General features: G+C 66.5%; 14 protein-coding genes. 3 read left to right on the top strand and 11 right to left on the bottom strand.

What is annotated here, in order from left to right; genetic code table 11:
• Positions 1-4: 4 nt before the first annotated feature.
• Genes bla through purB form a run of 3 tightly spaced genes read right to left on the bottom strand, consistent with a single transcriptional unit; the run spans position 5 to position 2,696 of the window.
• Positions 5-910, bottom strand: a complete 906-nt coding sequence (gene bla / locus IB225_RS01185; RefSeq protein WP_225583165.1) for a subclass B3 metallo-beta-lactamase — start codon at positions 908-910, stop codon at positions 5-7.
• Positions 907-1,305: a VOC family protein gene (locus IB225_RS01180; protein ID WP_192308964.1), complete on the bottom strand. Its 399-nt coding sequence runs from the start codon at positions 1,303-1,305 to the stop codon at positions 907-909. The genes bla and IB225_RS01180 overlap by 4 nt, the downstream gene beginning before the upstream one ends.
• Positions 1,306-1,328: 23 nt before the next feature.
• Complete coding sequence (gene purB / locus IB225_RS01175) at positions 1,329-2,696, bottom strand: adenylosuccinate lyase (protein ID WP_192308962.1); 1,368 nt, start codon at positions 2,694-2,696, stop codon at positions 1,329-1,331.
• A 139-nt stretch (positions 2,697-2,835) separates the two neighbouring features.
• On the opposite strand from purB, the gene IB225_RS01170 reads away from it, so the two are divergent.
• Positions 2,836-4,272 (top strand): class II fumarate hydratase, encoded by a 1,437-nt coding sequence (locus IB225_RS01170; protein WP_192308960.1) that lies wholly within the window; start codon positions 2,836-2,838, stop codon positions 4,270-4,272.
• Positions 4,273-4,312: 40 nt separating this feature from the next.
• On the opposite strand, the gene IB225_RS01165 is transcribed toward IB225_RS01170, so the two are convergent.
• From IB225_RS01165 to IB225_RS01130, 8 genes are all read right to left on the bottom strand, one after another.
• Positions 4,313-4,972 (bottom strand): DUF2884 family protein, encoded by a 660-nt coding sequence (locus IB225_RS01165; RefSeq protein WP_192308958.1) that lies wholly within the window; start codon positions 4,970-4,972, stop codon positions 4,313-4,315.
• Positions 4,973-4,988: 16 nt separating this feature from the next.
• A complete protein-coding gene (locus IB225_RS01160; protein WP_192308956.1) occupies positions 4,989-5,828 on the bottom strand; it encodes a hypothetical protein in 840 nt (279 codons plus the stop codon).
• 65 nt (positions 5,829-5,893) lie between these two features.
• Entirely contained in the window at positions 5,894-6,568 is a 675-nt protein-coding gene (locus IB225_RS01155) for a hypothetical protein (RefSeq protein WP_192308954.1), read from the bottom strand.
• Between the two features lie 65 nt (positions 6,569-6,633).
• Positions 6,634-7,296, bottom strand: coding sequence for a hypothetical protein (locus IB225_RS01150; RefSeq protein ID WP_192308952.1), 663 nt, complete (start codon positions 7,294-7,296; stop codon positions 6,634-6,636).
• 58 nt (positions 7,297-7,354) lie between these two features.
• The gene (locus IB225_RS01145; RefSeq protein WP_192308950.1) at positions 7,355-8,353 is read right to left on the bottom strand and encodes an ABC transporter permease; all 999 of its coding nucleotides are present in this window, start codon (positions 8,351-8,353) and stop codon (positions 7,355-7,357) included.
• The gene (locus IB225_RS01140; RefSeq protein ID WP_192308948.1) at positions 8,350-9,225 is read right to left on the bottom strand and encodes an ABC transporter ATP-binding protein; all 876 of its coding nucleotides are present in this window, start codon (positions 9,223-9,225) and stop codon (positions 8,350-8,352) included. Before IB225_RS01140 ends, IB225_RS01145 begins: the two co-directional genes overlap by 4 nt.
• Positions 9,225-9,587 carry a GntR family transcriptional regulator gene (locus tag IB225_RS01135; protein ID WP_192308947.1) on the bottom strand — a complete coding sequence of 121 codons (363 nt, stop codon included), beginning with the start codon at positions 9,585-9,587 and terminating at the stop codon, positions 9,225-9,227. Before IB225_RS01135 ends, IB225_RS01140 begins: the two co-directional genes overlap by 1 nt.
• 3 nt (positions 9,588-9,590) lie before the next feature.
• Complete coding sequence (locus IB225_RS01130; RefSeq protein WP_192308945.1) at positions 9,591-9,851, bottom strand: hypothetical protein; 261 nt, start codon at positions 9,849-9,851, stop codon at positions 9,591-9,593.
• A 192-nt stretch (positions 9,852-10,043) separates the two neighbouring features.
• On the opposite strand from IB225_RS01130, the gene IB225_RS01125 reads away from it, so the two are divergent.
• Together IB225_RS01125 and IB225_RS01120 are read left to right on the top strand one after the other, a co-directional pair.
• A complete protein-coding gene (locus tag IB225_RS01125; protein WP_192308943.1) occupies positions 10,044-10,550 on the top strand; it encodes a glutathione peroxidase in 507 nt (168 codons plus the stop codon).
• Between the two features lie 82 nt (positions 10,551-10,632).
• Positions 10,633-11,568 (top strand): FKBP-type peptidyl-prolyl cis-trans isomerase, encoded by a 936-nt coding sequence (locus IB225_RS01120; protein ID WP_192308941.1) that lies wholly within the window; start codon positions 10,633-10,635, stop codon positions 11,566-11,568.
• Positions 11,569-11,597: the final 29 nt, after the last annotated feature.

Genomic DNA, 11,597 nt, shown 5'->3' with positions numbered 1-11,597 from the left:
CCGATCAAGGTGACGAGGGTGCGGGGGGGGCCGCTTCGTCGGCGAGTCGCTTGTCCAGTCGTTGCGTGGCTCGCTGGGCGTAGGCACGGCAGGCCCTCGTATCCACCAGGGCTGCCTTGGCTCCGGGACCAATCCGTTGCCACAGCTGGCTCGCGGACGGATGTGGCGTGATCAGGACATCGCAGTCCAGTGCCGAGATCCGCGCCAGCGTGTCGCGGAACGCGGCCACATAGCCCGGGTGCGCGGCCTCATCGCTGTAGCGGTACACGTCGTCGGAGATTGCGGTCAGGCTGTCGGCGTAAACGAACTGATGGCACGCCTGTTTCTCGCAGGAACGCCAGGTCCAACTGGTGCCACCCGGTGTGTGGCCGGGTGACGCGACCGCCTGCAGGGCCAGCGGACCTACGCGCACGACGCCATCATCAGCGAGCGTTACGACCCGCTCGACGCGCGCGATGGGTTCGGACACCTCGAACTGCGGATCGCCCCTGTCGGGCTTGCCGCGTTCAAGCACGCCCACGGCAGGCGCACGCGCGTACACGGGGGCACCCGTCGCACGCTGCAGCTCGGCCAGGCTGCCCGCATGGTCATGGTGTTCGTGCGAGAACACGATCGCGCGCACGTCTTCCGGCTTGAAGCCGAGCGCACGGATGTTCGCCAGGATCTGCGGACCCGCCTGCGGCGTGGCGGCGTCGATGAGGATGTGGCCTTCGTCCGAAGTCACCAGCAGCGCGCTGATGCCACAGGTGCCCACGTACCAGGTATTGCCGTAAACATGCAGCGGCGTGGCCGGATCATTCCAGCCCGCGTCGTCGGCGCAGGCCTTGGCCGCAGGAACGTCGGACGCGAGGGCCGCAACAGGAACAGCGAAGGCAAGCAGGCCGCCGAGCAGGGTGGAGCGCATCATCATGTGGCGATCTCGTCGTAGCCGCGGTTGACGAACTGCAGCAGGCACCAGCCATGGCCCCACGGATCGGCCAGGCGCACGATGCGGCCCCAGTTCGCTTCGCGAATGTCGGTCTCCTGCACCAGGCCGGCCTGCACGGCGCGGTCGAGGGCAGGTTCAAGGTGGTCCACCACCACGTCCAGGTGCACGGGTGTCCAGTGGCGGGCGTAGTCGCGGCGCGCATCGGCAGCGGCGATCGAGCCGGCGGGGTTCTGCAATACGTAGATCGGTGCCTGCGCACCGAGCAGTTCCACACCGCCATCGCCGAAGCGGCGCCCGGTAGTCAGTCCGAAGGCGCGGGTATACAGCGCCTCCGCGGCAGGCAGGTCGGGAACGTCGATGTTGATCAGCAGGTGCATCGCCGTTCCCTCAGGCCCGGAGGTCAGATGCTGCGTGCGAGCCGCTCGGCGAGGCCGGTATAGCTGCCCGGCGTCATCTCGCGCAGGCGCTGCTTGTCGTCGGCCGGCAGGTCGAGCGATTCGACGAAGGCGCGCATCGACTCGGCGGTGATGCCCTGACCGCGCGTCAGCGCCTTCAACTGTTCGTAGGGATTCGGCAGGCCATGGCGGCGCATCACCGTCTGCACGGCTTCGGCCAGCACTTCCCAGGCGGCGTCGAGGTCGGCATCCAGGCGCTGCGGGTTCACTTCCAGCTTGCCCAGGCCCTTGGCGAGCGAATCCAGCGCCACCTGCGTATGGCCGAAGGCCGTACCCAGCGCGCGCAGCACGGTGGAGTCGGTCAGGTCGCGCTGCCAGCGGCTGATCGGCAGCTTGGCGCTGAAGTGCTCGAACAGCGCATTGGCGATGCCGAAGTTGCCTTCCGCGTTCTCGAAGTCGATCGGGTTGACCTTGTGCGGCATCGTCGACGAGCCGACTTCGCCTTCCTTCAGGCGCTGCTTGAAGTAGCCCAGCGAAATGTAGCCCCAGATGTCGCGGGCGAGGTCGATCAGGATGGTGTTGGCGCGGCGCGCGGCATCGCCGATCTCGGCGACGTTGTCGTGGGGCTCGATCTGCGTGGTGTACGGGTTGAACACCAGGCCCAGGCCTTCGACGAAGCGCTGCGCGAACGCCGGCCAGTCGACATCGGGATAGCTGGCGACGTGGGCGTTGTAGTTGCCGACGGCGCCGTTGATCTTGCCGGTCAGCTCCACTGCGGCGATCTGCGCGCGCTGGCGCTCGATGCGCGCCACCACGTTGGCGATTTCCTTGCCCAGCGTGGTGGGCGAGGCGGTCTGGCCGTGCGTGCGCGACAGCATCGGCTGCGCGGCCTGCGCGTGGGCCAGCGTGCGCAGCGTGGCGGTAACGCCGTCGAGCGACGGCAGCAGCACTTCGCGGCGCGCCTGTTCCAGCATCAGCCCGTAGGACAGGTTGTTGATGTCTTCGCTGGTGCAGGCGAAATGGACGAACTCCAGCGCCGGGGCGAGTTCCGCATCGTCCTTCAGCTGCTCCTTGATGAAGTACTCCACCGCCTTGACGTCGTGGTTGGTGGTGCGTTCGATCTCTTTGACGCGCGCCGCATTGGCGACGCTGAAACCGTCGGCCAGCGCGCGCAGCTTCGCCGTCGCGGCGGCGGAGAACGCCGGCAGCTCGGTGATGCCGGCCTCGGCGCCCAGGGCCAGCAGCCATTCCACCTCGACCTTCACGCGGGCGCGGATCAGGCCGTACTCGGAGAAGATCGGGCGCAGCGCGTCGACCTTGCCGGCGTAGCGGCCATCGAGCGGGGAGAGGGCGAGCAGGGACGAATCCGACATGGGGGAGGAGGGCGGCTGAAAGGGAGCGTTCCATTTTACCCCGGGAAGGTCGCGATCCGGCCTCGCGTATCCTGTGGTCCCCGCCAGCCACCGGCCCCGTGCCGGCGCGCAAGCCGTGAATCCCTCCAGGAGACGGTTGATGACCAGCAAGAAGACCGCGGGCAAGTCCCGCAGTGCACGTACCCGTATCGAACACGACAGCATGGGCGAGTTGCAGGTGCCCGCCGAGGCGTTGTGGGGCGCGCAGACCCAGCGGGCGGTGCAGAACTTCCCCATTTCCGGCCGGCCGATGCCGCGCGGCTTCATCCGCGCGCTGGGTCTGGTGAAGGGCGCTGCCGCCGAGGTCAATGCCGGGCTGGGCCTGCTGCCCAAGGGCATCGCGAAGGCGGTGCAGGGCGCGGCACAGGCCGTGGCGTCGGGTGAGTACGACGCGCACTTCCCCATCGACGTGTACCAGACGGGCTCCGGCACGTCCTCCAACATGAATGCCAACGAGGTGATCGCCACGCTGGCGACGCGTAGCGGCAAGGCCAGCGTGCACCCGAACGATCACGTCAACCTCGGCCAGAGTTCCAACGATGTCATCCCGACGGCGATCCGCGTGGCGGCGCAGCTGGCCGTGGTGGAAGACCTGCTGCCCGCCATCAAGCACCTGCGCAAGGTGATCGACGCGCGTGGCAAGGCGCTGGGCAAGGTCGTCAAGACGGGCCGCACGCACCTGATGGACGCCATGCCGCTGACCTTCGGCCAGGAGTTCTCGGCCTGGTCGGCGCAACTGTCGTCGGCGCAGGAACGACTCGAAGATACGTTGAAGCGCGTGCGCCGGTTGCCGCTGGGCGGCACGGCCATCGGCACGGGCATCAACGCCGATCCGCGCTTCGGCGAACGGGTGGCCAAGGTACTGTCGGCGGGCACCGGCACGCGCTTCGAGAGCGCGGCCAACAAGTTCGAAGGTCTGGCGGCGCAGGACGATGCGGTCGAACTGTCCGGCCAGCTCAGCGCGCTCGCCGTCGCACTGACCAAGATCGCCAACGACCTGCGCTGGATGAACTCCGGTCCGCTGGCCGGTCTGGGGGAAGTGGAACTGCCGGCGCTGCAGCCCGGCAGCTCGATCATGCCCGGCAAGGTCAATCCGGTGATCCCGGAAGCCACGGTGATGGTGTGCGCGCAGGTGATGGGTTACCACACCGCGGTGACCGTCGCCGGGCAGACCGGCAACTTCCAGCTCAACGTCACGCTGCCGCTGATCGCCTACAACCTGCTGGATGGCATCCAACTGCTGTCGAACGTGTCGCGCCTGCTGGCTGACGACTGCATCGCCGGGTTGAAGGTGCGGTCGGACCGCGTGCAGGAAGCCCTGGATCGCAATCCGATCCTGGTGACGGCGTTGAACCCGGTGATCGGCTACGAGAAGGGCGCGGCCATCGCCAAGCAGGCCTACAAGCAGAACCGGCCGGTGCTGGACGTCGCGCGCGAGGTCACCGGGCTACCGGAGAAGACGCTGAAGCCGCTGCTCGATCCGGCGGTGCTGGCGAAGGGCGGTATCCACGGCAAGCCGGGCGGTGGCGGCGGCTGAACCAGGGAGGGCGCCCGCCGGGAAAGGCGCCGGTAGACACTCAAGGCGTGGGGGCAGGGGCAGGGGCCGGTTCCGCAGCCGCGGCATCGGCTTCCTGCGCGGCGTTGCCCTGGGTGGCCTTTACGGCCTGGCCAACGACGCGCCCCACGTTCTTGCCGGCTTCATAACTCTCGTCGTGCGAACTGCGGCACTCCTCGACGTCGGCCGGCTTCATGCCCGCATACGGCTGGAACGCGGGCAGCGCGGCGACCAGATCCTGCTGCGCCTTGTATAGCCCGGGCAGGTGATCGCAGATCTTCATCGCCTCGGCTTCTACCTTCTTGGCTTCGGCATCCATCTCCCGATCGATCCGGTCGGGATCGCCGCTGAAGATGCCGCGGACGGCGGCACCGACCGCCTTGCCGGCGAGCTTCGCGCCTTCCTTGCCGGTGGCGATGCCAGCTTCGGCGATACCGCCGAGCTGACGGTGGTAAGCGACCAGCAGCGCACGCTGCTCATCCGTCAACGGCACCGGTTTGCCGTCGACGATAAAGTCGCCCTTCGCCGACACTTCGGCGCGCGGATGACCGCTCGCGTTGAGCTTCAGGTTCTGGCCCCACAGGGCGCTGGAGGTCTTCGTGTCGCCGTCGGCCTCGCTGCTTTTCGAGCAGGCGACCAGCAGCAGGGCGGCGGACAGGGCAAGTGCGAGCGGTCGGATCACGGTGGTCTCCTGGAAATCAGCGGCGCTTGGGAATGTCGATCGGACCGGTGACGCCTTCGTGGTCGACGTCGCCGCTGCCCACCGAGCGGACGGTCAGGCTGCCGCTGACGTTGCGCACCTCCACGCCCCCGGAGCCTATCGAGCCGACCACGACGTCGCCGCTGATGTCGTGCACCTCGGCGCCGCCGGAGCCGATCGAGCCGATCTCGACGCTGCCGCCGCGCGACAGGTCGAACCCACCCGAACCGATGCTGCCTACGTGAGTGGCGCCGCGGATGTTGTCGGCTTCCACATCGCCGGAGCCGATCGACACGACTTTCAGGCTGCCTGCGCCATGGATGTCGACATCACCCGAACCCACCGACGCCGCCGCTAGTCCGCGGATGCTGCGGCCCACCGCGTGGCCGGAGCCGACGTCGGCGCTGAACACCGGTGCGCCGATGACCTCGGCCTTGCCGGAGCCGACCTTCACCTGGACGGGCAGATGCTCGGGCAGGGTCGCCGACAGGTTCATGTATGCGTAGTTGCTGCCGAGGAAGATGCCGCTGAACTTGCCGTCGTGGTACAGCCGCACGATCAGCTTGTCGCCGGCATGCCGCTGTTCGATCTTCAGGCTGGCAAGGCGGTCGGCATGGCTGCTGCAGGCCCGTCCGCTCATGGCGGCAGCGGCACCGCTGCGCGACTCCACCTTCAGATCATGCGGACCGACCTCGAACACCACGGTCTTGGCATTCCCGATATCCAGCGTGACCTGGCGGGGCTCTTCATGCTTGCAGTATCTGTCCGACGCCAGCGCGGGCGTGGACCAAGCCAGCAGGGCGAGCAGGGGGGAAGCGATCAGGGCAGTGCGCATCATCGGGTCTCCGGCATCGGGTCACACGCGGGAGTCGGCCACGCCGCCTCGCATGTCAGGATTAATGGCTAACGCGTCGCGAACTCGCGGCGGACGTCCTTCTCGCAGTTCTCTGCATCGTCTGCTTCCAGCGTGGCATACGGGCGGAACTGGGGAAGGCTCGCGGACAGGCGCTGCTGGCTCTCGTGCAGGGCGGGCAGGCTGCGGCAGATCTGGCGTACGCCGGGTTCGACCGTCTGCATGACCGTCTTCTCGATACGACGCTCCAGGCTGCCGGTCATGGCGCCGACCAGTAGGCTGAACAACCCGCCGTCCACCGCGTCCAGCGCCACCTGCGCACTGCGCTCGCCGATGTCCAGGCCGGCCTTGGCGATCTCGATCACCTGGCCGCGATAGACCAGCAGTTCCTGCCGCTGACGGCCGTTGATGGCCACCGGCTTGCCGTCGATCAGGAAGTCGCCGGCCGGGGTGATCTCCGCCTTGGGTAGCGAGGGGTCCTTGTCGCGTGCGCGACGCCCCGACTTGCTGAAGTGGAGACTGTCGCCCACCTCCAGATTGCCGGTCTCCAGTTCGCGGCGGGCCTTGGCCAGTTCGACACGGACTTCGTCGCGCGCCTCGGCCAGGTCCGCGCTGATCTCATTGTCGATGCTGCGATCCTTCGGGGCCGCGGCCTGCGCGGCCAGCGGCAGTGCACCGGCCAGGAGCAGCGACATCAGGGCACGACGGAGGTAGGGGTGGCGCATGTCGGGTCTCCTTTGCGTGGATCTGGGCGAGCCTGAAACGTGGCGTTCCGGGCGAGGGTGTCGGATCAGAACGTCCAGTTGCCGTCGCCGTTGGCGTCGCCGCAGTCATCCACGTCGGACTGGTCCATCGTGGCGTACGGAGAAAACTCGGGTACGGCGGCCGACAGCGCTTGCTGCGCCGACAGCAGGCCGGGCATGCGCGTGCATAACTGCGCCACCAGCGGCTTGATCTTGGCCTCGGCCTGTTCGCCAGCCTGCTTGCCGATCTCATCGCCGCTCTGGCCTGACAGCATGCCTTTCAGTGCGGACGCCGCCGCGTCGATGCCGACACGCGCGCCTTCCATGCCGATCGCCATGCCGTCACCGACCACGCCGAGCAGTTCGCCGCGGTAGGCCAGCACAAGCGCCTTCTGTTCCGGTGTGGTCGCGATGGACTTGCCATCGATCAGCAGTTCGCCGGCAGGGGTGATCTCTGCCTTCGGCAGGTTTTGCGTCTTGTCGCGGTTCAACGACAGGTTCTCGAAGGCCAGCTTGTCGCGCGCGGTGGCGATTTCCTGGCGCGCCTTGTCCATCTCTTTGCTGGCTTCGCCCAGGCCGTTGGCCACTTCGTCCATGGCCTTGGCGGCGACACCGGTAGGTGAGTTGCTGTTGTCGGCCGGCTGGCAAGCGGCAAGCGCGAGCACGCCGATCACGAGCAGCGGTGGCATCAGGGAGCGTGAGGTCTGCATGTCCGTGTCCTTGGTAGGGGCGGGCCGGGCAAGGCCCGCCGATAGAGGGGCAGCGTGCTTATTCGCTTTCGCGCCAGCGGCGCAGGTAGATCGCGCCGACGATCAGGACGACACCGATGGCGGCACCGATCCACAGGTCGGCCGTTGCGAAGGCCTGCCAGCTGCGCGTCAGGTCGATGGCGTTGGCCAGTTCGTCCGGCGAGTTGAAGTCGGCATTAGGGTTGGTGACGCCACCGGGCAGGGTGGGGAACCATGCACCGGGGATCACGCTCGCCAGGCCGCGATAGACCACCGTGTACCAGATGATGTCGTGACGGATCTGCAGGCCCGGCAGGATGTCGGTCATGCTGATGATCACGCAAGCCAGCACCGGCACCAGCACCGCCCACAGGAACGGTTTGCTGCGCGACCAGGCCGAGCAGAACATCAGCCAGCCCACCGCCGGCAGCGCCCAGAACACGTAGACGGGCAGCGAAGCCAGCACGCCGCCGATGATGCGCAGCGGATGCGAGTGGGTGAAGAGCGCCGAGCTCCCGGGCAGGCCGTTGACGGTGATGGTCAGGGCGGAGATCAGCCACAACGCCAGGCCGATCAGGATGCCCACGCTCACGGCCAGCAGCGGCGCCAGCACCAGCGCCCACGCCAGCTTGGACAGCACCATGTGCGTGTCGGACACCGGCAACGACTTCCAGAACAGCACGCTGCGGTCGCGGCGATCGTCGTACAGAGTGCCCAGCGCGTAGAAGAACACCACGAAGGCGAGTACCACGCAGGCCAGCGTCACGCCACCCAGCAGCATGCCGTCACCGATGCCGCCGACGATCGCCTGCGCCTTGTTGGGGGCTTCCTCGACGCTGAAGCCGCCGTCGCTCAGGGAACCGCGTGCCGCGATGCTGCCGACGATGGCCAGGATCAGGTTGAGCACCACGAAGATGCCGCCGGTGATGACGGGCGCCCAGAAGAAGCCGCCCCGGTTCTCCCAGAACTCGCGCTTCAGCAGCCACGTGAACGCACCCGGCTTGGAGGATTTGCCCAATGTCGAAGTCACGGCGTTCATGCGTAGGTTCCTTTCATGATGGCGACGAACAGGTCGGCCAGGCCAGGCGTGCGGGTCTCGCCAAGCGCGGCGAGGTGACCTTTCGGGGCGCCGTCGAACAGCAGCACGGTCTTGCCGAAGGGCAGGGCGCGCTCATCGATGGGTTTCAGTGCGCGGGCCTGTTCGACGGCATCGCCGCTGACCAGCACTTCGGTGTAACGCTCCGCGACGTCTTCCATCTGCGAGGTCAGCACGATCTTGCCGTCACGGATGAACATCACGTCGGTCAGGATGTGTTCGATCTCTTCCACCTGGTGGGTGGTGACGATGATGGTTTTCTGTTCGTCGAAGTAGTCCTCCAGCAGGCGCTGGTAGAACTGCTTGCGGTACAGGATGTCCAGGCCGAGCGTCGGTTCGTCGAGTACCAGCAGCTTGGCGTCGATGGCCATCACCAGCGCCAGGTGCAGCTGCACGATCATGCCCTTGGACATCTCGCGCACGCGCAGGTTGGGCTTGAGCTGGGTGTTGGCGATAAAGCGCTCGCATTTGGCGCGATCGAAACGCGGGTGGACGCCCTCGACGAAGTCGATCGCCTCCTTGACCTTCATCCAGCGCGGCAGCACCGCCACGTCGGCGATGAAGCAGACATCCTTCATCAGCTCGTCCCGGTCCTTGCGCGGATCCAGTCCCAGCACTTTCAGTTGGCCCTCGAAGGGCGTCAGGCCCAGGATGGCCTTCAGCGCAGTGGTCTTGCCGGCCCCGTTGGGGCCGATCAGGCCGATGATCTTGCCTGCCTCGATCTCGAAGCTGGTGTTGTCCAGCGCAAGCTTGTTCCTGTAAGCCTTGCGCAGGCCGTGGGCCGACACCACGGTGTTGGCGATTGCAGCATTCATCACTTGGTCCCCTTGGATTGCAGCAACTCTTCGATGGACAGGCCCAGGCGCTCGATGCGCTCGGCAACGGCCGGCCACTCTTCGGTCAGGAACCGTTCGCGCTCGCTGCCGCGCAGCTTCTTGGACGCTTCGTCGGTGACGAACATGCCCAGGCCGCGGCGCTTTTCGACCAGGGCTTCATCTGCCAGCTCCTGGTAAGCGCGTGAGACGGTAATCGGATTCAGCTGGTACTCCGCCGCCACCTGGCGGACGGACGGCAGGGCGTCGCCCGGCTTCAGGATGCCGTCCAGCATCATGGCGATCACACGATCCTTCAGCTGACGGTAGATGGGAGCACCGTCGCTCCATTGGATGGGCGCCATGGCTCAGCTCCTAGGACGCAGGGATTGGCCGAAGGAGAAGTACGGCATCGCCAGCGAGGCGCGGGCGCGGCGCTTGTGCTGGGTCGGCTCCGGAGTGCCTTCGTCGCCGGTGATCTCGCGGACGTCGGACTCCAGCGCGCCCACCAGCGCCGCGGATTCCGCCTCGGCCGTGCGGGCGCTGGTCATGCCCGCCAGGGTGCCCGCCGCCAGCAACAGGCCACCGACGGCCAGGCTGGGCAGGATGTGGGTCAGTTTCGGGTTCATTGCGTACCCCCCTGAGTTGGGTGAGTGGTGTTGTATTCAACTATAACACCAAAACACAGGCCGTCAACTACCCCGCAAGGTTTTGTCACCCAACTGAAGGCATACTTGTCATGTTCGCACTAGTGGAGCCTTCGCGTGCATCTCAAGTCATTGAAATCGTTTGCTTTTATAGCGTTTCTCGTAGCCCCGGCGATGGCCCTGGCCGGCGAAACGCTGGATGTCAGCTACCGCCCCCTGGCCGGGAAGGACCCCGTCAACCTGAAGGAACGATATGCGGGGCAGGTCCTTCTGATCGTCAACACGGCCAGCAAGTGCGGCTACACCCCGCAGTACGAGGGCCTGGAAGCCCTGAACCAGCGTTACGCGGCGCAGGGATTCGCGGTGCTCGGGTTCCCCTCCAACGACTTCAAGGGGCAGGAGCCGGGTAGCGAGCAGCAGATCCAGGAGTTCTGCACGCTGACCTACGGGGTGAAGTTCCCGATGTTCGAAAAGGTCGTGGTGACGGGTGACAACGCCACGCCGCTGTACAAAACGCTTGCCCAGGCGACCGGCACAGCGCCGGGCTGGAACTTCCACAAATATCTGATTGGTCGGGATGGCCGCGTGGTCGCGAACTTCCCCAGCAAGGTCGCGCCGGATGATCCGGTGGTGGTCGACGCGATCGAGCGCGAACTGAAGAAGCCGCGCGCCGCGCGTTGATGCAGTGCCTTCGCAGGTGGCCTCCGTGCCACAATATCGGTTTGGCGCCGCCATCGTGGCGCAGGTTTCAGGAGCAGGAAGGATGAAGCGGTCGGTTCGCGGCGCAGCCGTGTTGTTGGCAATCTCGTTTTCGATGCTGGGAGGCAGCGTGTCTGCACAGGAAAAAACCGCGCTGGTGTCTGAGCGCGACAAGGTCAGCTATGCCATCGGCGTGGACGTGGGCAATTCGCTGCAGCCGGTGGGTCCGTTCCTCGATACCGCCGCATTCCAGCGCGCACTGGTGAACACGTTCGAAGGCAAGCCGCCGCTGATCAGCGAGCAGGAAGCGCAGGCGACCGACCAGCTGCTGCGCGTGAACCTGGCCGTGGCCGATGGCCAGCCGATCCCGGGCATGCCGCCAGGCAGCACGCCGCCGCCGGTCGACAAGACCAAGGTGGGCCTGTTCCTGGGCACGTATGTGGTCGGTCCCTCGCTGCTGCCTTTCAAGAACGAGATCGACCCCGCCACGCTGGTGCAGGCCGTGCGCACGATCGCCGGCAAGACCGGCACGCCGCTGCTCACGCTCGAACAGGCGCAGGCTGAAATGCAGGCCTATCTCTCCAAGCGCCAGGCCACTGCCGGCCAGCGCAACCGTGATGAGGGTGCGAAATTCCTGGCCGAGAACAAGGCCAAGCCCGGCGTGATTACCACCGCTTCCGGCCTGCAGTACATGGTGTTGCGTCCCGGCAACGGCCAGCGTCCGATGTCCACCAGCCGCGTGCGCGTCAACTACGAAGGCAAGCTGCTCAACGGTGATGTGTTCGACAGTTCCTACGCCCGTGGCGAACCGGCCGAGTTCGGCCTGAACCAGGTCATCGCCGGCTGGACCGAAGGCGTGGCGCTGATGCCGGTAGGTGCGAAGTACCGTTTCTGGATCCCGTCCAACCTCGGTTACGGCCCCAATGGTGCGCCGGGCGGCAAGATCGGACCGGATGCGACGCTTACGTTTGACGTGGAATTGATGGGCGTTCTGCAATAAACCGCTGCTCCAATCGGCAATCCCACGAG

This window comes from Pseudoxanthomonas sp. PXM02, assembly GCF_014851805.1.
GTDB lineage: Bacteria > Pseudomonadota > Gammaproteobacteria > Xanthomonadales > Xanthomonadaceae > Pseudoxanthomonas_A.
The sequence above is the reverse complement of the archived record's forward strand: the minus strand, read 5'-3'. Positions and strand labels throughout refer to the sequence as shown.